General features: G+C 47.3%; 18 protein-coding genes and 4 tRNA genes. 16 read left to right on the forward strand and 6 right to left on the reverse strand.

Annotated features, from left to right (window positions below):
• Positions 1-63 precede the first annotated feature (63 nt).
• The 7 genes from AC58QC_RS29785 (at position 64) to AC58QC_RS29815 (ending at position 4873) form a co-directional block, all read left to right on the forward strand.
• Positions 64-143, forward strand: a tRNA-Leu gene (locus AC58QC_RS29785).
• Positions 144-186: 43 nt separating this feature from the next.
• Positions 187-261 (forward strand) — tRNA-Gly (locus AC58QC_RS29790).
• A gap of 11 nt (positions 262-272) precedes the next feature.
• Positions 273-349: transfer RNA gene (locus AC58QC_RS29795), tRNA-Arg, on the forward strand.
• Between the two features lie 18 nt (positions 350-367).
• A tRNA-Pro gene (locus tag AC58QC_RS29800) sits at positions 368-441 on the forward strand.
• Positions 442-584: 143 nt separating this feature from the next.
• Positions 585-1784, forward strand: coding sequence for an MFS transporter (locus AC58QC_RS29805; RefSeq protein ID WP_497418593.1), 1200 nt, complete (start codon positions 585-587; stop codon positions 1782-1784).
• 69 nt (positions 1785-1853) lie between these two features.
• Entirely contained in the window at positions 1854-2732 is an 879-nt protein-coding gene (locus tag AC58QC_RS29810; RefSeq protein ID WP_497418594.1) for an aldo/keto reductase, read from the forward strand.
• Between the two features lie 128 nt (positions 2733-2860).
• Complete coding sequence (locus tag AC58QC_RS29815) at positions 2861-4873, forward strand: transglycosylase domain-containing protein (protein ID WP_497418595.1); 2013 nt, start codon at positions 2861-2863, stop codon at positions 4871-4873.
• A gap of 57 nt (positions 4874-4930) precedes the next feature.
• On the opposite strand, the gene AC58QC_RS29820 is transcribed toward AC58QC_RS29815, so the two are convergent.
• Both AC58QC_RS29820 and hprK read right to left on the reverse strand, forming a co-directional pair.
• Positions 4931-5875, reverse strand: a complete 945-nt coding sequence (locus tag AC58QC_RS29820; RefSeq protein WP_497418596.1) for a hypothetical protein — start codon at positions 5873-5875, stop codon at positions 4931-4933.
• Between the two features lie 86 nt (positions 5876-5961).
• Complete coding sequence (gene hprK / locus AC58QC_RS29825) at positions 5962-6876, reverse strand: HPr(Ser) kinase/phosphatase (protein WP_497418597.1); 915 nt, start codon at positions 6874-6876, stop codon at positions 5962-5964.
• Between the two features lie 200 nt (positions 6877-7076).
• Between hprK and AC58QC_RS29830 the strand changes: the two genes are divergently transcribed.
• Complete coding sequence (locus tag AC58QC_RS29830; RefSeq protein WP_497418598.1) at positions 7077-7346, forward strand: zinc ribbon domain-containing protein; 270 nt, start codon at positions 7077-7079, stop codon at positions 7344-7346.
• Positions 7339-7563 (forward strand): hypothetical protein, encoded by a 225-nt coding sequence (locus AC58QC_RS29835; protein WP_497418599.1) that lies wholly within the window; start codon positions 7339-7341, stop codon positions 7561-7563. Before AC58QC_RS29830 ends, AC58QC_RS29835 begins: the two co-directional genes overlap by 8 nt.
• An 86-nt stretch (positions 7564-7649) precedes the next feature.
• Here AC58QC_RS29835 and AC58QC_RS29840 read toward each other — a convergent pair whose 3' ends face one another.
• Positions 7650-7820 carry a hypothetical protein gene (locus AC58QC_RS29840; RefSeq protein ID WP_497418600.1) on the reverse strand — a complete coding sequence of 57 codons (171 nt, stop codon included), beginning with the start codon at positions 7818-7820 and terminating at the stop codon, positions 7650-7652.
• A 185-nt stretch (positions 7821-8005) separates the two neighbouring features.
• On the opposite strand from AC58QC_RS29840, the gene AC58QC_RS29845 reads away from it, so the two are divergent.
• Entirely contained in the window at positions 8006-8524 is a 519-nt protein-coding gene (locus tag AC58QC_RS29845) for a GNAT family N-acetyltransferase (protein WP_497418601.1), read from the forward strand.
• Between the two features lie 612 nt (positions 8525-9136).
• Here AC58QC_RS29845 and AC58QC_RS29850 read toward each other — a convergent pair.
• The 3 genes from AC58QC_RS29850 to AC58QC_RS29860 are packed head-to-tail and all read right to left on the reverse strand — an operon-like array spanning position 9137 to position 12592.
• A complete protein-coding gene (locus AC58QC_RS29850; protein WP_497418602.1) occupies positions 9137-10519 on the reverse strand; it encodes a DUF4129 domain-containing protein in 1383 nt (460 codons plus the stop codon).
• Complete coding sequence (locus AC58QC_RS29855) at positions 10500-11633, reverse strand: DUF58 domain-containing protein (RefSeq protein ID WP_497418603.1); 1134 nt, start codon at positions 11631-11633, stop codon at positions 10500-10502. The genes AC58QC_RS29850 and AC58QC_RS29855 overlap by 20 nt, the downstream gene beginning before the upstream one ends.
• 2 nt (positions 11634-11635) lie before the next feature.
• A complete protein-coding gene (locus AC58QC_RS29860) occupies positions 11636-12592 on the reverse strand; it encodes an AAA family ATPase (RefSeq protein ID WP_497418604.1) in 957 nt (318 codons plus the stop codon).
• Between the two features lie 529 nt (positions 12593-13121).
• On the opposite strand from AC58QC_RS29860, the gene AC58QC_RS29865 reads away from it, so the two are divergent.
• The 6 genes from AC58QC_RS29865 (at position 13122) to mglC (ending at position 21470) form a co-directional block, all read left to right on the forward strand.
• Positions 13122-14780 (forward strand): response regulator, encoded by a 1659-nt coding sequence (locus AC58QC_RS29865; protein WP_497418605.1) that lies wholly within the window; start codon positions 13122-13124, stop codon positions 14778-14780.
• A 69-nt stretch (positions 14781-14849) separates the two neighbouring features.
• A complete protein-coding gene (locus AC58QC_RS29870) occupies positions 14850-16604 on the forward strand; it encodes a sensor histidine kinase family protein (RefSeq protein WP_497418629.1) in 1755 nt (584 codons plus the stop codon).
• Positions 16601-17569, forward strand: coding sequence for a substrate-binding domain-containing protein (locus AC58QC_RS29875; protein ID WP_497418606.1), 969 nt, complete (start codon positions 16601-16603; stop codon positions 17567-17569). The genes AC58QC_RS29870 and AC58QC_RS29875 overlap by 4 nt, the downstream gene beginning before the upstream one ends.
• A gap of 107 nt (positions 17570-17676) precedes the next feature.
• Positions 17677-18753: a galactose ABC transporter substrate-binding protein gene (locus AC58QC_RS29880; protein ID WP_497418607.1), complete on the forward strand. Its 1077-nt coding sequence runs from the start codon at positions 17677-17679 to the stop codon at positions 18751-18753.
• Between the two features lie 149 nt (positions 18754-18902).
• Positions 18903-20420, forward strand: a complete 1518-nt coding sequence (locus tag AC58QC_RS29885; RefSeq protein WP_497418608.1) for a sugar ABC transporter ATP-binding protein — start codon at positions 18903-18905, stop codon at positions 20418-20420.
• Between the two features lie 18 nt (positions 20421-20438).
• Positions 20439-21470, forward strand: coding sequence for a galactose/methyl galactoside ABC transporter permease MglC (gene mglC / locus AC58QC_RS29890; protein WP_497418609.1), 1032 nt, complete (start codon positions 20439-20441; stop codon positions 21468-21470).
• The last annotated feature ends 33 nt before the right edge of the window (positions 21471-21503 follow it).

Below are 21503 nucleotides of genomic sequence, written 5' to 3' on the forward strand. Positions count from 1 at the left end.
TTTTAATCAGGGTGTCGTAGGTTCGAATCCTACATGACTCACCATTTGCCTTATTTACAGCATGCGCGTATGGCGGAATTGGCAGACGCACTAGACTTAGGATCTAGCGGGTGACCGTGGGGGTTCAAGTCCCTCTACGCGCATCAATCATCCCCAAGTCGTAACTTACGGCTTGGGGATCCCTATGCGGAAGTGGCTCAGCGGTAGAGCATCGCCTTGCCAAGGCGAGGGTCGCGGGTTCGATCCCCGTCTTCCGCTCCATTTTTTATTAAGCGCCCTTAGCTCAGCTGGATAGAGTATTTGACTACGAATCAAAAGGTCGGGAGTTCGAATCTCTCAGGGCGCGCCATTTTTTATCAAATCGTATCGGGACGTAGCTCAGCTTGGTAGAGCACCTGCTTTGGGAGCAGGGGGTCGCATGTTCAAATCGTGTCGTCCCGATCAAGTAAGAAAGCATAGATTGTCAGCTTCATGCTGATAGATTCTATGCTTTTTTCGTTTCTTCTCCGTTTGACCTCATTTACTATTTTCTGGGCATCAAGTTTCCGTTGGTGTATAGTAGACAGGGAAGAGGAGGTTACAGCATGGAACTACGCTGGAGAAGGAATCTATTTATTTTATGGATTGGAGCATTCTTTTGCGCGATGGCGTACACACTCTCGATCCCGTTTATCCCTATATTTTTGCAGGAGGACTTGGGTATACATAGCGGTTTGGAGGCTTGGTCGGGAATTACGTTCTCAGTGAGCTTTCTGGCGAGCGCGTTAATCGCACCTTATTGGGGCTCTTTAGCTGACAAATACGGCAGAAAACCGATGCTGCTTCGCTCGGGCTTAAGCTTAAGTGCTGTCTATTTTCTTAACTATTTCGTAAATGATCCCTATACGTTTATTATAGTCCGTGTTCTGCAAGGCCTTATGGCGGGCTACATCCCTGCATCGATGGCTTTGGTCAGCACGAATACACCAGAGAAGCATGTAGGCTATGCCTTGAGTGTCATGTCAACGGCTACGGCAGCTGGAAGCATTCTTGGACCTTTGTTTGGCGGTATGCTCAGCCATTGGGTAGGTACAAGAGAGTGTTTCCTAGCTTCAGGTTTCGTTGTACTGATTTCTGCTGTGATTGCGGTAGTCGGTGTGAAGGAAGTGCATCAGAAGAAGGCTGGCAAACGACCAAGTGTATTGCAGGACATTAAGCAAGCGACAGCTAATAGACGATTATTATCCATTTTTGGATTAACCTTATTGGTGGCAATCTCGGTGATGATTTTAGAACCGCTGCTGACTATTTATGTCGTACAAATCGGTGGAAGCGCCAGGGGGGCATCACTGAGTTCGGGTATTATATTTTCGGCCGTTGGTGTCGCAACTGTCATCATGGGTTCAAGATGGGGCATTATCGGGCAACGTATCGGCTACGACAAAACGCTGCTCATAGGCTTAATCGGTGGCGGCATTGGGAATCTACTGCAATTAACTGCGCATAATTTGATCGCTTTTGGTGTGCTTCGTTTCAGTTATGGGTTGTTTTTTGCCGCGGTCTATCCTGCGCTGAGTGCGCTTATTGTGAAATTTTCAGATGCTGATTTTCGAGGCCGAGCGATGAGCTTAAACCAAACGTCGAATCAATTGGGAATGATGGTTGGTCCTTTGATTGGTGGTTTCCTAGGCGGTTGGGTGGGGATTCATTCCGTATTCCTACTAACGGGGTGCTCGCTGCTCCTAGCAGCTGGTTGGCTGCAAGTTAATCTTAGAAAGCAAATAAAACAGCTGTCAGCAGATTGAGGTTTCAAAGGGAATAGATTGGTTAATACAAGAGAATACAAACTCGAACACAAAAGGAGCAAATCAGAGATGTTGAAGAGAACGCTAGGACGTTTGAACAAGGAAACCTCTGTTGTGATGTTTGGTGCAGCTAGTCTTGGTCAGATAACACAGGAAGAGGCAGATGCCTCAATCGCCTTCGCGTTAGCGCATGGCGTGGATCATTTTGATACAGCGGCGAGCTATGGAGATGCAGAAGTGCGAATGGGCCCGACGATTAGCCGGGTGCGGAATGACATTTTTTTAGCTACCAAAACAGGGCAAAGAACGAAAAAGGAAGCGAAGGATGAGATATACCGCTCCTTAGAACGGATGAAGGTGGATTCGGTCGACCTGCTCCAACTGCATGCGGTAGGTTCGATGGCGGAATTAGATCGCTGCACGGCAAAGGGCGGAGCGTTGGAAGCGGTTTTGGAAGCGCAAAGCGAAGGTATTGTGAAAGAAATTGGCATAACGGGTCATGGGCATGAGGCGCCGGCAGTTCATTTGGAAGCTTTGCGCAGGTTCCCATTCGCGACGATCCTTTTTCCGCTGAATTACTATATGTACGGGTTGCCGGAGTATCGTGAGTCCGTAGATGCCTTGATGGAGGAAGCGAATAAGCAGCAGACTGCGATTCGAGTGATCAAAGCCATTGCGAAGGCACCTTGGATAGAGGGGGCGGAGCGTCCATATGCGACCTGGTATGAGCCTTTCGATCAGCAAGAGATGATCGATGCTTGTGTGCATTTTGTGCTATCGTTCCCAAGCGTGTGTGGATTCGCGAGTGCAGGAGATGTGTATTTATTCCCGAAAATCGTGGATGCCGTAGAACGCTATGGCACGATGAACAAGGATGAAATGGAGCGGATACTGAGCGGGATTAGCGGGTATACGAGCGTTTTTGGAGCGCCGACGTCGATCGCTTAATGTGATAAATAGGAAGAGCCTTCACCCTGTTATGGGTTTGAAGGCTTTTTTGTGTCTTCTTGCACGTATACGACACTTACTGGAGGTGCCATACGAATAGTTATGAGGTACGTTAGGAGGCATGAGATATGATTAAATTAAAGGCAATACCTCGACGCTTTTGGCAAGCTTGTGTTGGCATAGTTCTAGTCGTGAGTGTGGGTATGACGTTAATGAGCTATTTATACATAAAAGGACTTGATGTATCTCTGTTGAATCAGCCCCTTCCAGAGGCATCCATCGTGCTCGATAAGAATGGCCAAATCGCTTCCCAGTTGTCTGCGTCAAAGATCAATGCTGTGCCTTTTAAAGAAATTCCGAAGGTGCTTGTGGATGCCATTGTTGCCGTGGAAGATAGAAGGTTCTATGAGCATAAGGGCGTTGATGTGAAGTCCATCTTCCGCGCTGTTGCCCGCGATGTGCTGAAAGGGAGCTATTCCGAGGGGGCCAGTACCATTACGCAGCAGTTAGCTCGTAATCTGTTTCTTACTGCGGATAAAACGGTAGGTCGTAAATTGCGTGAAGCTGCTTATGCCATCAAAATAGAGACCAATTACAGTAAAGATGACATTCTGGAAATGTATCTGAACAAGATCTATTTCGGGGAAGGCAGTTGGGGTGTGCAGGGGGCTGCGAAAACGTATTTTAATAAAAATGTGACAGACCTCACCTTGGCTGAAGCGGCGGTGTTGGCTGCATTACCTAAGGCGCCTAGCCATTATTCCCCTTTTCAGAATGAGGATCAGGCACTGGAACGAAGAAACACGGTCCTTAAGCTGATGCAGAAGGAAGGCAAAATATCGCAACAGGATTACGAGAAAGCAGCGGCGTCAGCACTAGGAGCTGTGAAGATGGCCAATACGGATGAGACGAAAGGGAGATATCGCGCTTATGTGGATGCCGTAATTGAGGAGGCTGTAACTCTTTACGGATTTACGGAAGAACAATTGTTAACAGGCGGTTTGCGCATAACCACAGAGCTTGATCCTGCGGTTCAAAAAGCAGTCACAGATGTCTATAACGATGACAGTTTATTTCCAAGCAGTAAGCCGGATCAGCTAATTCAAAGCGGGGCTGTTCTTGTCGATCAGAGAACAGGCGGCGTTAGGGCGCTGTCTGGTGGACGAGGTGAGGGCGTATTTCGAGGCTTCAGCCGTGCGACCCAGTTACGAAGACAGCCAGGATCAGCCTTCAAGCCCATCGCTGTCTATGGACCGGCACTGGAGAGAGGCTACAAGCCGTCGTCTATGCTGTTTGATGGCCCGCTCAATATCGGAGGCTATCAGCCGCAAGATTGGGATCACCAGTCTAGGGGGCAGGTATCGATGCAAGAGGCGATTACTTCTTCCTGGAATATACCAGCGGTCTGGCTTTTGCATGAGATTGGCATCGATAATGGCATGCAGTTTGCGAAGTCATTGGGGATAAGTCTACCGGCACAAGACAGGCAGCTGGGGATCGCGCTGGGCGGGCTTTCCGAGGGGGTATCTCCACTGCAGATGGCGCAGGCCTTTAGTGCTTTTGCAGGTAAGGGAATCCTGAACCCTGCACACCTGATTTCTAAGATCGAGACCAACGATGGACATCTTCTTGTTGGGGCGAAAGCAAAGGGACAATCGGTGATGCGCGCTGAAACAGCGAATGCCATGACAGCCATGCTGCAGACGGCAGTTGCGCAGGGGACTGGGAAGAATGCGGCAATGAACCGTCCCGTAGCGGGCAAATCGGGTACGACACAGCTGCCAGCGACGAAGGAATTTGAGGGCATTGGCAGCGGAAGTGCCAAGGATGCTTGGTTCGTCGGCTACACACCGGAGTTGACGGCAGCGGTATGGGTCGGATATGACCGAACGGATGCGACGCATTATTTAACAACCTCAGGCGGGGCAGTGCCTGCCGTATTATTCCGGGAAATATTGAGTCGTGCATTAGCTCAAACGCCTGTTGTTCCTTTTGACATTCCGATGAGTGTGATAGAGACGCCTCAGAAGGATAGATCGGCTGCTCCATCTCATTCCGATGAATCATCTGAGAAGGCTGACAAGGAGCTGCGGAAGCAAGCTGAACACGGTAAAGGACATGGTAAAGACAAGACAAGATAAAGAAAGAAGCCCTCGATATCCGTTAAGGATGACGAGGGCCTTGTTTATTTTCTTGAATTAGTCGCGTCTGTTGTCGTTCCCGTGTTTTTTCTCGTTCTTCTCATTATCTTTGTTTCTATCTTCGTTTTTATCTTTGATTTTTTCTATATTTTTATCTCTGTCTTTATTGATCTCTCTGTTATTATCTTTGTCATTCTCTTTTTGATGTTCTCTTTGATCATCATTTTTTTTATCATCATCATCGTCTTCATGATCTTTTGCATGCATGTTTAGATGAACATTCAACTTAGCTGCATCGAGGTTGTATTGTTTGGCGAGCTGTAGACCAAGCAGCTTCTTTGCATCAGGAGCGCTTAAGTCAAGAGAACCAAGCAGGTTAGCGATCCAAGCCTGAGCTTGAGCGCCTGTTAGATGAATATTGCCGGCATGAGGAGACTGAATTCTTAGATCAAACTGCGATCCCTTGCTTTGCTTGATATGCAGGTTGAAATGCTGTCCATCTACGCTTACATCCATATCCGCCAAGTCAGATTCCATGCCTGATGGAGTCGCTTTTGGTGTACTGTCCGCAGTCTTCGAAGGCGTAGTGCTTGGCCCAGCAGATGGGGTAGGAGCTTCCTTGACAGGAGCAGGCAGCTCACTTGGCACGGGAGTCGGCGATGGTGCTGTTGATGGAGCAACCGCGGTTTCGGAAGTTCCTTTCACATAAGCGGCCTGTTTTTTGTTATTCAGAATGACTTCAATCTCATTGCCAGTCCTTAAATCACTGGGTTGAGCCTTCTGGTCGTTGAGGTACACCCAAACGGATGAAGCTAAAGGAATGGTCTGATCACCAGCATCCGTATGTAAAGAAATCGTATCCGCCGTCAGGGCTGTCAGTTTGCCGTGGATAGTCGTTGACGTTGTTGCGCTGGATGACGTTGAAGCATAAGCTGTCCAACCACAGAGCATCAGGGTAGCTACTACAGTAGCAATAATTGTAACTTTTATTTTTTTGTGCATCCTAAACACCTCCGCTAACAGTTTTCGAGGCGAAGGGAGGTTTTAGGACGGTACACACAAATCTACATCGTAAATGGCTGAGCGGACTAGTCTGTGTCGGACTGCAGACGCTGCATGAATTCTTCAGCTGCACTGTAGCCTTGCTGGCGCAGATACCAGCTGTTGGCGGCGGCTTCAATAAGACCTGCAACATCGCGCCCGGGCTGTAACTGGATTTCAATATGTGGAATCGGAATGTCCATATAGTCCGTGAAAGTAGGTTCCAGCTCCAGATCATTGTTCAGAGCATGCTCCTGCCACTTCGTTAACTCAATATCGAGCACGATGCGTGTTTCGTCTTGAAAAGCCTTGCGGCCATAGAGCCGTGAGACATTAATCAGTCCGACGCTGCGCAGTGCGAGGAATTCCTTCGTTTTGCCATTGTGCGTACCGAGCAATGTCTCAGGGCTAATCTTCTTCAGCACCACAATATCATCAGCGACAAGGCGATGGCCTCTGCGGATCAGTGTGTGGGCTGTTTCACTTTTGCCAACACCGGATTTCCCACGCAGCAGGATGCCGATCCCCGAAACATTGACGCAAACCCCGTGGACGGCGATCTCCTGTGCCAGCGATTTGCTCAAATATAAGTCGACTAAGTCCTGAAATTTACTTGTTGCAGCACTGGTACGGAGAAGGGGGATTTTCTCTTCTTCGCAGTATTTCGTTAAATATTTTAAGCCTTCTTGGTTTCTCGTTACGACGAAACAAGGCGGATGGTATTTGACAATATTACCGATGTGCAAATTTCTTTCATTCTCGCTGAGCTTATGTAAGTAAGTAATTTCTTTGCGACCTAATAGCTGTACATGTGCTTGCGGAAAATATTCAAAATAGCCGACAAATTCCAGCCCTGGGCGGTGTGCTTTGGTTTTGGTAATAGGGCGATGAAGCTCCGTATGGCCAGCGAGAATTTCGAGCGAAAAGCGATCAACTAAGTCTTTCACAGTAACAGGCTTCAAACGGGAGATCCTCCTTCGAGTTGTACATATGTTGAAAATGTAATATTTTATTCTATCCTTACTAGATTCTCTTAAGAGTAGTTACAATCCTTCCATGAAAGCGCTTGAACACAGTGTAAATAGCATTTCATAGCTTTTGATTGCTTTTGCAAGTTAAGTTGGTATGATTAGAGGAAAAGCAGTAGGGAGATTGAATCGATATGGAAGCTACATACAAAAACTGTCAAAGTTGTGGAATGCCTCTCACTCGTGATGAGCAAGGCGGAGGTACCGAGAAATCTGGCATCAAGAGCAAGATGTACTGCAGCCACTGCTATCAGGACGGAGCATTTACGTTACCGGATTTAACGGCTGAGCAGATGAAGGATAAAGTGAAGTCGAAGCTGGTAGAGTTTGGTTTCCCACGGTTTCTAACGGGACTATTCACAAGGAATATTCCGAAACTGAAGAGGTGGTCATCCCGTGAGTAATAAGAATAATGTGCAATCATTTGCAGCTATGAAAGAATGGCTTGCGATTCCGGAGACATTTCGTACGCGTCTGTTATCGAATGTTTATTGTGCAAAATGTAAGGGAGAAACGACGATCATCGACTATTCGGTGAATCTCGAGAAGATAGGTATTGTACTGGATGGCATATGTAAAACCTGTCAGCAGAAGGTTTCACGAGTTATTGAGAGAGAATAAAACACAAATAACGCTCTGTACCGTGATGGTGCAGAGCGTTTTCAAATTATTACTTTACTCATCCGCCTCTCTGTATGTAAAAGCAGCTATCTGTGAAAGCCGCATTTTTTGGCAAGTGTTGGCCATGTTGATAGAAACATGCTTTCCCACCTGTCTTCAGGTAATACGAGGATCCATTTCGCAATTTGATCCAAGCCCATTTCGTAAAGCGTGTGAAGCACTTCTTCTTTTTCAGATCCGGTTTTTAATGCTAACATCTCAAAACCACCTCAATCGAATGTATTCAAACAATTATGTATATGCGAATTTTTGAAAATATGTGACGGTTATTTTCAAAATGCCTTCATAAGGAAAGGAAACAGCATTTTTTTGCACCATTTAGTCAAAATCGGTTTGCATTTTTCATTAGGCTTGTTTAAGAAAACAGGAGGGGAATAATGGTATGGTTCAAATAAGAATGGAGGAAAGTCGGGACCAAGAGGATGTGTTTCAGCTGAATTATTTGGCATTTGGGCACAGAGATGATGAGTCCAAATTGATCGAAAGAATTCGGAGTTCAGCTGGCTTCATACCGGAATTGTCGCTAGTCGCTGAAGAGAATGGGCACATTGTTGGGCATGTTCTATTGAGTAAAGCTGAGGTTGTGGATGGGGAAGACAGACATGAAGTCATTGTGCTTGCGCCTATTGCGGTATTACCAAGCTATCAAAGAAGGGGTATCGGAAGCAAGCTTATTCGGGCGGGGCTGCAGCGTTGTGAGGCATGGGGGTATGCCTATGTATTCTTAATTGGACATCCCTCGTACTATCCTAAATTCGGATTCAAGCCAGCAGGTACACGTGGGTTTGAGTTGAAGCAGTTTCAGGTGCCTGATGATGTGTTTATGGTGTGTGAATTAAAAGAAGAGGATGGAGTTCCAGCGTTGAAAGGTGAGTTGGTGTATCCGGATGCTTTTTTTTAACGTGATTTTTAGGAGAAGGACGAGATGTCGACGAAGTCGACTAACTCGTGAGCAGAAGAGTCCCAGGGGTTGGAGTTAGTCCTATATCTCCGAATTAAAAAGAGGATTACTTGTGAAAAAAGACCATTAGTCCGATTCTGCCGAATTATTTACCCGTTTTCCCTGTGTGGGAGTTGTTTTGGCCGATTTAGTTTGGCAATTTAGGACTAATGACGGTTTAATGAGGGAGTCGATGAGATTAATTTGGCAATTTCGGACTAATACCTGCAGAGGGTCCAGCTAGTCGATCAAATCTGAAGGAAGTCGACTAAGTCGACTAAAAGAAAGGATTTACGTGTAGGTCCGGATCCCAAGAGAACGCCGTAAGGCGTTTTTCTTGTATGAGGAGCCGAAGTGTGAGACCTAGGGCAGAAGCAACTGCTAGAAACGGAACGTGTGTACGCTATTTTTGGGCAAATGGGCCATTTGGAGAAGTTGTGGAACGTAGATCCGCTATTTGCTCGTAAGCAGTCGTATTTTAACCAAAATGCTTGAAATAGCGGACTGACGTTCCGTTTCACTAGAAAAGCAGACGAATTGTGGTAAATAGCGTACTGACGTTCCTCAACCGTCTCATTTTAAATGGCTGCGTATGCTCGGATCAATAGTCTGGAGCACCTGAGCAAGCTGCTCGTCAGAAACGGTCTCTCGTCCGTATCGTACCCGATTATAGGCAGTGGTAAGCGCGTGAACTGAAGCTTCTGAGAGCCGTGTTTGATGCGTGAGCTCCAAGCCTGTCTCGTTGGGTGTAAATGATCTCTTATAGGTGTAACCGCTCTTGCTAGCCTGCCCAATCAATAACCGGTAAAGGTAGCGGATCCGCTCCTGATTGTTCGGTAGTTGTGACCAAGATGGCTCGCGAGCGGACGAAGGCCACAGTGTAGAACTTGCTTTTCGCCACCATAGGTTAGGAAGCTCTCTCCAGTTGAGAAGGGCTTCTTTCTCATCTGTAAAGCCTTCGGTTACATCACCTTGTTCACGTCGTAATGATCGCTTCCAAAAGCGCCGAATGAACGAGAGCAGAGCGGGTGCAAGCTTCATAAGGAGCAAATAGAGGCAGCATAGAACGAGTGCAATCACAAGCACATAGCCTACAATTTGCACAACATACTGCATGAGAATCCCAAACCATCCTGGTTCATGAGGTGAAGCTGGCGGGAGCTCCATAGGAGGCGGCGCCGAAGGGCTGGATTCAGGCACATCAGGCGGTGCTTCGGATGACATCAATCCCAGCAGCCAAGCCACAATTCCATGCAGAAGGCGCATGAGGCCTTGCTTCACTTGCTGAAAGTAAGCGACAGCAGCGATAACGGCAATAAAGACGATTAACCAAATACGACTGTAGCGTTTCACGGTTTGAGACAGCGATGAGGCGGCGGCACGATCATTACCTGCTAAGGTAGCGATAAGGAGCTGAGTGCGATTCATCATAAAGAAGAAGAGGATCAGGGTACCGAATCCGAGCCCGTTTAAGGCTATTTTGTACGGATGCATAAGATCCACACGAGTCATGATTGGAACACCAATGAAGTACATCACCCCAGCAATCACGAAAACCCCAGGTGAATAAAGGGAGATCCACCCATCTTTGGTGTATCGAATACCCCGATAGACGATCAGGGCTCCGATTGCCGCACATAATGCAACACGCACAGGATCCATTTGAAGTAAATAGGATAATCCATAACCTGCGGCAACACAGACAAGGAACTCATAACCTTTTCGAGATAGCCATTTGAACTGTCCGAAATAGGCACCGATCATGAAGCAGAGCAGCAGCTGTATACAAGTTAGTCCAAGCATACTGTCAAACACATAGACTTGAGCTAATGTGATCAGCGGGGCAAAGATTCCAAACTCGACGATACCGAAAAAGAGTGCAAATCCGCATGTGCGTAAGAATGCATAAAGACGATTAGGCTGAGAATTTGTTTGATTAAGCAAGGGTCTGAGCATCAGATGAAGCCACCTCCTTATCGCTAAGATCAAGAAGGGAATGCTGTAAGGGAACAATGAATACGGAGTGTCCTAAAGCTTCTAGTCGTTCGATGCTGCGCGCCATCCCCTCGGAAACGAAGGCCGTCAACAGGATGATGTCTAGAGCCTCCCCTTCCACCTCGATTCCGTAATCGAGAAAGTCCTCACAGGAGCGGGCACAAGAGATCGCGAGCTTCGCCATGGTTTGAAAAAGATGCTCTAACTGCGACCAACCACCAACAGGAGCGCAGTAAACGGGAACCCCCGGCTCATTCAGCAGCCAACCGTTATAACCAAAACCAACAGGAACCCCTCGACTGACCGCATGTTCGGCTAAAGTAGCTGCGTAGGAGAGCGCTTTTTCGACGAGCTCAGGGTCCGTGACGGCATCCCACATCGTTGGTGTCACTTGGCTATTAACGACGATAAGTAATCGGGGATCGGCCGTAAACTCCCGGTTGTAGACCTGAAGCCGTTGGCTGCGGGCCGTTGCTTTCCAATGAATGCTGTTCATCGTATCCCCATAACGGTATTCTCTTGCACCCGAAACGAGGAACGGATCCGGCATAATCCAGCGCTGGACTGTCACGTCGCCTTGCCACCGGCTAGAGAGGAGCGGAATATCATCGCGATTCACCAAACGCGGGTACACTAGCAGCTCGACATGCATGGAATGTGTGGTAGAGGCCGCTTCTAAACCAACGAAATCACCCATGGTAGCCGCAATAGTCTCCAGCTTATACCAACCGCGTTTAGCTGCATGCACACCATGACGCCGTACGATTCGGGTATAGGGCATGAGGCTGAACAGACTGCGATGATTTTGAAAAAGGGAACCGCTGCTCACTTCCAGATTATTCATCTGGGTGAAGTGGAGCCCCGCATGAATCGTGGATTCCAAGCGAAGCCATGGAATCGGTGCGAGCTTGCGGTTCACGATCGTCTCGATCATGAGAATATCATCGCCGACATGGCAATGGGCTGTATTGAAGGTTCGTTCAATTCGAAGTCCGCGAAACCCCCAGCGGACAAAAAACTGAAACTGGAGGAAGAACAGAAGGGCGGCGATGATCACAATCCAACTTATGCTCATCGTTACCCCAGCTTCACTTCCGTAGGAACGGGGGTAGCGGCAAGTACACTAGTCAGCAGCGCAAGCACCTGTTGATCCTGTTGGCGCGAGCGCGTGCGCAGCAAGATGCGATGCGCCCAGACGGGCTTCACCAGCGCCTTGACGTCGTCCGGCAGCACATAATCGCGGCCGCGCAGCGCAGCGTACACCTGCGCCGCCTTCATCAAGGCGCGAACGCCGCGCGGGCTGACGCCGAGCGCGGCATCCGCATGCGTGCGCGTCGCTTCCGCGAGCTGCACGATATAGTGCAGCAGCTCGTCGCTGACGCACACCTGCGTGAACAGCAGCTGCGCTTCGAGCAGCTCCGCGCGGCTCACGACCGGCAGCAGCTGATCCAGTGGATCCTGCTGCTGGTAGCGCTGCAAGATCAAGACCTGCTCGGCTGCCGTGGGATAGCCGAGCGACAGCTTCATCAGGAAGCGGTCGAGCTGCGCTTCCGGCAAGGGAAAGGTCCCCTGATTCTCGACAGGGTTCTGTGTAGCAATGACGAGGAACGGCGCTTCCAGCTTGCGCGTTTCCCCGTCGATGCTGACCTGGCGCTCCTCCATGCTCTCCAGCAAGCTGGACTGCGTGCGCGGCGTCGCGCGGTTAATCTCATCGGCGAGCACGATGTGAGCGAAGAGCGGACCTGGGCGGAATTCGAATTCGCCCAGCTTCTGGTTGAAGAAGTTGATGCCGCTTACATCGGACGGCAGCAGATCGGGCGTGAACTGGATCCGCTTCATCGAGCCGTCGAGGGAGCGGGCTAGCGCTTTGGCAAGCTGGGTTTTTCCGGTGCCGGGCACATCTTCGAGCAGCACATGACCGGAGGCGATCAGCGCAATGACCAAGAGCTCGACGGTGTCGTCCTTGCCTATAATAACGTGACCAACGTTTTCTTTGATGAGGGAAGCGATGCGTCCAATGGGTGCGATATTCAAATGATTAACCTCCTAAATGATGAATGATGCGAATGAATTGACACAGATGAAAAGTAAAGGTGCTAATGAGATTATGTAGAGGCTACAAGATTGCTCAAGGGGAACGTCGTTCCGCTATTTCACTGATTTTGCTACTCTTTAGCCCCGAAAGGGAACGTCGTTCCTCTATTTCACGGGAAAGCGGGGGAAAACCTACATTTTCAGCAAAATAGCGGAACCTCGTTCCCTTTGGGAGCGAAAACGGGCTATTTGGAGAAAATAGCGCACTGAGGTTCCCTTGCATTGTTCGGAGTGGCTGATTTAGGCAGGTGAGCTCACCGGTTATAGACGTGTCAGGATTTACATATGCTTCAACCTAATTTTAACACCCCACAGGGGATTTTTACCAATGTTTCCTCGGACAGCTTATGTTTCCTCAAGTAACGATCAATTCTATTTGTATATTCGATGGGCAGTGAGTACAATGATGGTGATAATGAGAAATGCTGCGAGAGATGCTTCTAAATTGGGGAGCCCTAGGAGGTCAGGCATGTACAAGCTGCTGTTAGTGGATGATGAAGAGGATGTGCGCGAAGGTGTCGTCCGTGAAATAAATTGGGAAGCGATTGGCTTTGAAGTCGTCGATAAGGCGGAGAATGGGAAAGAAGCGCTGGAAATGGTCGAGCGTCTGCAGCCGGATGTGGTTGTGACGGACATTCAGATGCCTTTCATGAATGGGTTGCAGCTGGCTGAAGCAATTAGAGAGCGCTTTCCCACGATTAAGCTTATCATCCTGACAGGGCATGATGAATTTGAGTATGCCCAGCGGGCGATTAAGTTGCATATTGATGAATATGTGCTTAAGCCTTTTTCCGCGCAGGAGCTGGTGAATGCCTTGCTGAAGGTGAAGGCGCAGGTGCAAGAGGAGGTTGCACATCGCGAGGATGTGCAGCTGCTTAAGGAGCATTACCGTAAGAGCATGCCGGTACTCAAGGAGAATTTCTTAGCGACATTAATGAATCGCAAGCTTCCGCGGGACGAGGTGTTTGAGAAGGCAGCGAATTATGGGATTGCGCTTAGCGGAAATAGCTATGTGGTTGCCGTGTTGAGCATCGACGGGATCTTTATTTCGGAAGAGGATTCGGAGAATCGAGAGGAGCTTTCGAAGTCGCTGTCACTGAAATATTCTGAGGATCAGGCGTTAAAATATTTTGCACTCTTAAATATTACCGAGGAAATTGCCAATAAGCGCGGGCTGGGCCTTGTTTTTATGCATAATGATCAGGTAGTGTTGCTAGCGGCGAGAGAGAATAGAGACAAGGAAGCGGCGCTGCAAGAAACGATGCGGGTGTTGGAGGAAATTCGGCAGAGTGTGGAAAAATATTTGAAATTCACCCTGACTGTTGGGGTCGGAAGTGTGATGAAGGATGTCACGAAAATCAGCTATTCGTATGAAGATGCGGTGCTTTCCCTCGACTATCGACTCATTTTGGGCAGCAATCGCATGATTTATATTGATGATGTGGAGAAGCGCAGCGTTGACAAAATTCGATTTGACGATGTGAAGGAACACGCATTGACGCGTTGTATCAAAGTAGGCACGATGCAAGAGATCCGGGAGACGATTGATGAGCTGTTTCAGGGAATCGAAGCCGGCGTGTCGGTTAAGGATTATCAGATTTATTTGCTTGAAATCCTTACGTGCATTCTGAAAGCAGCGAAGGATTCCAACCTGAATGTCGACGAGGTATTTGGTGAGAGTTTTATTCCTTTTACGGAGATTAATAAGTTCACTTCCTTGGAGGAAGCGAAGCATTGGTTGGCCGAGCTGTGCGCGAGCATGATGAATCATATTGCAACGGATCGTCAATATACGTACAAAAACCTCGTGGATCTAGCGAAGGATTACACGAAGAGTCATTATCATGAGGGCGATATCAACATCAATAAGGTGTGCGGACATCTGCATATCAGTGCGGGATATTTCAGCTCTATTTTCAAAAAAGAAACGAAAATGACCTTCGTTAACTATCTGAATCATATTCGGATGGAGGCAGCGAAAGAGTTGTTGCGTTCTACGGACATGAAAGCACTGGAAATAGCCGAGAAGGTGGGCTATGCCGATGCGAATTATTTCAGTTTCTCGTTCCGTAAAAATGTTGGCGTTTCCCCGAAAGAGTATCGCAATAACAGCGCCAAAGGGCTGTAGGAACTGGAAAGGGGGAGAATTGCTTTGAAACGCAGAGTGAGTACGCTGCTGAAGGCTTTATATAACGTTATGCTCGATACGATGCGGGTAAAAAGTATTCAGTTTACGATTACGATGTCATTCATCCTTATTACCGTGACGGTTATGCTCATAGTTTCCTTAGTGCTCTATAATAAATTCGCCAAAACGGCAGAGGAGAGCGCATTTCTGAATACAGCACAGGTCATTGAGCAGGTGCAATTTAACCTAGAGCAGTATATCAAAGGGATGTCGGATACGTTTGAGGTCGTAGATGCCAAAATTGCGAAGAGCCGAGGCATCCCGTCGGACAAGCTACTAGAACAGCTAGATACCATAGCCAGTACACGGGAGGATATTGTATCTATTCATCTTTTTACCGCGGATGGCGGGTTGGTCACCGGTGTGCCAACGACAGAGATGCGCAAAAATACACGGCTGCTCGAGCAGTCGTGGTTTAGGTCTGCCCTCGATAACCCGAACCATCTTACTTTTTCCTTACCGCATATCCAGAACCTATTCAAAGATCCCTACAAGTGGGTGGTTTCCATGAGTAAAGGGGTCACGATTGAGCAGAATGGGAAATTGGTGGATGCGGTTATTTTGGTGGACATTAATTTCAAGACATTGGACGATGTGTTTCGTACGGTTTCGCTAGGGAAGAAGGGCTATGTCTATATCATTGACGATTCTGCTGGCAGCATTGTGTATCATCCGCAGCAGCAGCTTATTTATATTGGTCTCAAGTATGAGAATGTGGAGCAAGCGCTCAAATTTTCGTATGGCCAATATATGGATGTGAGCGAGGGTGAGTCGCGGTTAAACGTAGTGCGGACGGTCAATAATATCGGCTGGAAAATTATTGGGGTCTCCTACTTAGATGAAATGGTGACGACGCGCAAGGAAATCTCAACGTTCATGATTTGGTTGCTAGTGATCGTATTGCTCTTTATTTTGCTGATTTCCTCTTTCATGTCCGCGCGTATTTCGCAACCCATTAAACGACTGAAGAAGTCGATGGAGATGGTGGAGAAAGGGCATTTTGACACCTATATTCATGTGCGTGGAGCAGATGAAGTGGAGCAACTGTCGCGGAGGTTCAATCTGATGGTATCCAGGGTCCGAGAGCTTATGGATCAGAGTATCGAGGAGCAGGAGATTAAGCGGAAGAACGAGCTGGAGGTTCTCCAATCGCAGATTAATCCGCATTTTTTATACAATACACTCAATTCGGTCGTTCGTATGGTTGGCAATGGGAGGAATGAAGAGGTTGTGACGACGATCACGTCCCTGTCGAAGTTTTTCCGGATATCGCTGAGCAAAGGCAAAAATATTATTACCATCGGGGAAGAGATCGAGCATATTCGCAACTATTTGATCATCCAGAAGATGCGCTATAAGGACAAGTTTGAATACGAGATCCGCGCCCCAGAAGAGGTGCTTTCGTACAAAACGCTCAAGCTGATTCTTCAGCCATTTGTGGAAAATGCGCTCTACCACGGCATTGAGTATATGGTGGACGAAGGGCTGATTGAGCTATCTGTTACGATGGAAAAAGGGAAGATTATTTTCGAGATTCGGGATAATGGCGTCGGAATGTCGGAGGAAACGCTCAAGAATATTGTCTCTGGTCAGGTGAAGAGTGACAAAGGTTCGGGTGTCGGATTGCGAAATGTGCATGAGCGGATACAGCTTTATTTTGGCATGGACTACGGGGTCCAAGTTAGCAGTGAGCTTGAGGAAGGAACGGTCGTCACGATTACGATTCCAGCCTTACTAGATGACGAAGGAGGGGGTGAAGGATGAGATTGAAACCAATGATGATCGCTGTCCTCATCGCTTTACTGTCGATGTCCTCCTGTTCAGAGCGTGATGAAACCATGCCTACGGAGCAGAAGAAGCACCTGGAGGTTATTCTCCGAAGTCAGGAAGGCGACTATTGGAAAACAGTAAAGTTGGGCGCAGAGGTCGCGGCGAAGGAGTTTGATGTTGCGCTGGATTTTCGGGCACCTGGTGATGAAGCGGATGTGAAAGGGCAAATTGCCCTTATGGAGCAATCCATCTCGAGCGGTCCAGATGCCATTGTATTGGCAGCCAATGATTATAAAGAGTTGTCATCTGTCGTTGATGAAGCTGATAAAGCACATATTCCCGTCATTACGATCGACTCCGAGGTCGAGACGAAGAACGTACAGAGCTTCATTGGCGCAAATAACTATGAAGCGGGTCAGTTAGCGGGGAGACAGCTGATCAAGTTGATCGGCAAGAGCGGGCAAATTGCGATAGTAAGCTTTAAGCAAGGGGAGCGAAATACGGAGCTGAGGGAGAAAGGCTTGCTGGACGAAATTTCGAAGTATCCCGATGTCCAGGTGATTGAGAAGGTGTACAGTTTGACCGATCGTGAGCTAGCCGCTCAACTCACCCATACAGTTATCGATAAACATCCGCAGTTAGACGGGATCGTGGCAATGAGTGAAATTTCCTCTAGTGGTGTCGCCAGCGCAGTTCAGAGTCGGAAATTGCAGGAGAAGGTGAAAATCATCACCTTTGACAGTACCTCTGAAGAGCTAGAGCTGCTGCAAGAGGGGATTATTCAAGCGACGATTATTCAAAACCCTTTTAGCATCGGCTATTTGGGTGTAAAAAGTGCTGTCGAAGCTGTCGATGGTAAAAACGTTCCAAAGCGCGTGGAAACAGGGATTAAGGCGATTGATCTGAGTAATATGTTCTGGTCGGACAATCAAAAATTGCTATTTCCATTTGTTAAGTGATGAGAATTTCGATAGAAGACATGAGGATATTGCATTTGTTTATGTTCAGTGAACCATTATAGTAAGGAATGTAAACAAACAACATACCTTTTAGGGAGGGTCTTATCTTGAAAAAATTACTTACACTTGCCGTAGCAGGCGCATTGGTTGCAACCGTAGCAGGTTGTGGAAATAAAACAGAAACACCAGCAACAACTACTTCCCCAGCAGCTTCCACAGGTGCAGCAGCAACTACAGCTCCAGCAGCAGGTAAAAAACCAACAATCGGTGTTGCGATCTATAAATTTGATGATACGTTCATGTCTGGTGTTCGTGCAGCGATCTCCGATGCAGCGAAAGATAAAGCGACTGTTGATATCGTAGACAGCCAAAACTCACAACCAACACAAAACGATAAAGTTGACCTTTTCATCACGAAAAAAGTAAATGCACTAGCGATCAACGCGGTTGACCGTACAGCTGCTGGCGTTATCATCGATAAAGCAAAAACAGCCAACGTTCCAGTTGTCTTCTTGAACCGTGAGCCACTTGCTGACGACATGAAGAAATGGGATAAAGTTTACTACGTAGGCGCTAAAGCTGAGCAATCCGGTACAATGGAAGGCCAACTGTTGGTTGACTACTTCAAAGCTCACCCAGAAGCTGACAAAAACAAAGACGGAAAAATCCAATACGTTATGCTTAAAGGCGAGCCAGGACACCAAGATGCTGAGCTTCGTACGAAATTCTCCATCCAAGCGATCACAGATGCTGGTTTGGGCGTAGAAAAAGTAGCAGAAGATACAGCGATGTGGGACCGTGTTAAAGGTCAAGAGAAAATGGCAGCATTCCTAGCTTCCAGCGAAAGCAAAATCGAAGCTGTTCTTGCGAACAACGATGATATGGCGCTTGGTGCGATCGAAGCTTTGAAAGCAAAAGGCTATTTCAAAGATAACAAATTCCTTCCGGTTGTTGGTGTAGATGCAACAGCTCCAGCTCTACAAGCACTTAGCGATGGAACGCTTCTAGGAACAGTTCTAAACGATGCAAAAAACCAAGGTGCAGCAACAACAAGCGTAGCAACAGCTCTTGCTAATGGTCTAGTTCCAAGCAAAGAAACAACTGGCTATGATATTACTGACGGTAAATATGTTTGGATTTCCTACAAAAAAATCACAAAAGCTAACATGAACGAAGCGAAGTAATTGTGAGAACGGGCAAGAGAGGCGATATGTGAATAACAATCGCGCTTTTGCCTTCCTTTTTTGGAAACCCGTGCAAAGATAAAGAGAAATAAGCTTCGAATAAAGGCTTCACTTTGTGGGGATTATCGTGAGCTGTAGGGGGAGTTACCATGACTGTACATGACTATTTATTGGAAATGAATCAAATCTCCAAAGAGTTCCCCGGCGTAAAGGCGCTGGATAACGTCACCCTCAAAGTTCGCCCAGGAAGCGTACATGCGCTGATGGGAGAGAATGGAGCGGGTAAATCGACGCTGATGAAATGCCTATTTGGTATTTATAAGCCCGATGGTGGAGAAATCAAGCTTAACGGAGAAGTAGCTTCGATTACGAACTCCAAGGATGCATTAGCGAACGGCATTTCCATGATTCATCAGGAGCTTCACCCTGTTCCTCATCGCAACGTGATGGAGAACATTTGGTTAGGCAGATTTCCGCTAAAAGGTATCGGACCTTTGAAATTAGTGGATCACAAAAAAATGCGTACAGATACAGAGAGTTTGTTCAAACAACTCCAAATGGATATTAAACCGGATACACTCGTTGGTACCTTGTCGGTATCCAAAGTGCAATCCATTGAAATTGCCAAGGCTGTTTCTTTCAATTCGAAAGTTATTGTTATGGATGAGCCGACTTCATCGCTTACGGGTAATGAAGTTGAGCAGTTGTTTCGCATCATTCGCGACCTGAAGAGCCGCGGTGTTTCGATCATCTATATTTCACATAAAATGGAAGAAATTCTGGAGATTTCGGATGAAGTAACGATTATGCGTGATGGTACCAAGATTGGTACATGGGCATCTTCCGAGCTTACCACAGATATGATCATCTCTAAGATGGTTGGACGTGATTTGAAAGAGCGTTTCCCTGAGCGCAGCAATGTTCCTGAAGGTGTATTGATGAAGGTTGAGGACCTGACTTCGGTCGTTCCGAAATCATTCAAGAATGTGTCTTTTGAGCTGAAAAAGGGTGAGATTCTCGGTGTTGGCGGTCTTGTTGGTGCTCAACGGACAGAATTGATTGAATCGTTGTTCGGGATGAGAGGCATTGCTTCAGGAAGCATATCGATCCACGGTAAGCCAGTGAAGCTGAAGTCGCCGATGGATGCGATTAAGCAGAAGATTGCTTTGCTGACAGAAGAGCGCCGTGTTACTGGGATTTTCCCGGTGTTATCGGTTTTGGAGAACACGGTCATTGCCAACTTGGGAAGATACATGAATCCATTTGGCTTCATTCAAGAAGCGAAACGTAAAGCAGAAGTTAAACAAAGTATCGAAATGCTGCGCGTGAAAACGCCGAATATGCATGCGTTGATTAAGAACTTGTCCGGTGGTAACCAACAAAAGGTTTTGCTGGCCAGATGGCTGTTAACAGAACCTGATGTACTCCTTCTCGATGAACCGACGCGGGGAATTGACGTAGGAGCGAAATTTGAGATTTACTCCATCATTGCTGACCTTGCCAAGCAGGGGAAAAGTATTATCATGATCTCTTCTGAAATGCCCGAGCTTCTTGGGATGTCAGACCGAATTATGGTTATGTGTGAGGGACGTCTTACGGGCATTGTAGAAGGAAATAAAGCAACAGAAGAAGAGATTATGCGCCTTGCTGCACAGCATATGGCATAATGGAGGGGGCCTAGAATCATGACTACCAAAACAGAAACATTGAAATCCAGAGACCTTAGCGGGTTCATTACCAAATACGCAATTTACATCGTGCTAGTTGTTCTAGTCATTGGGATCGCGATCTATGATCCACGCTTTTTATCAGTAAACATTCTACGTGATATCTTATTGCAGTCGTCCACACGTGTTATTATCGCGTTGGGTGCAGCGTTCATTCTTATCACGGGGGGAACGGATTTATCAGCAGGGCGAATTGTTGGTTTATCAGCGGTTATCTCCGCATCCATGTTGCAAACAGAGGAGTATGGCAGAAGATTTTTCCCTGACTTACCGCAATTGCCCATGTTTATTCCGATTGCGATTGCTGTTGTAGCGGGTTTATTAGTTGGGTTAATTAATGGAATTGTTGTCGCTAAGTTCCGAGTCCCGCCATTTATCGCTACGTTAGGTACGATGGTCGCCGTTTATGGTGCCAACTCCTTGTACTTCGATATGAAACCGAACCAATCCCAACCTATCGGTGGTTTGAGACCAGACTTCGGTAATCTCGGCACAGGCTCCATTGGCTCCAGCGCCACATACTCGATTCCTTATATCGTTATTTTCGCGATTGTTGTCTCGGTTATTGTTTGGATCGTATTTAATAAAACAAAGCTTGGCAAATATATGTACGCGATTGGCGGAAACATTCACGCCGCTGTCGTTTCTGGTATTAACGTTAATCGTTACTTGATCTATATCTATGCGATTGCGGGCGCGCTTTATGGACTTGCAGGGGTACTTGAAGCTGCAAGAACGGGTGGTGCTACGAATAACTACGGAAACATGTACGAGCTTGATGCGATCGCTGCTTGCGTAGTCGGCGGCGTATCTACTTCCGGTGGTATCGGAACGGTTCCGGGTGTTCTTGCAGGGGTATTGATTTTCAGCGTTATCAACTACGGGTTGACGTTTATCGGCATTAGCCCGTACTGGCAGTTAATTATCAAAGGTGTGATCATCGTTGCTGCGGTAGCGTTTGATATGCGGAAATATATGAATTCGAAGTAGGTTGTGGAGGCTGTCGACATTATCGGCAGCCTT

It is taken from the genome of Paenibacillus sp. J22P51 (genome assembly GCF_059692215.1).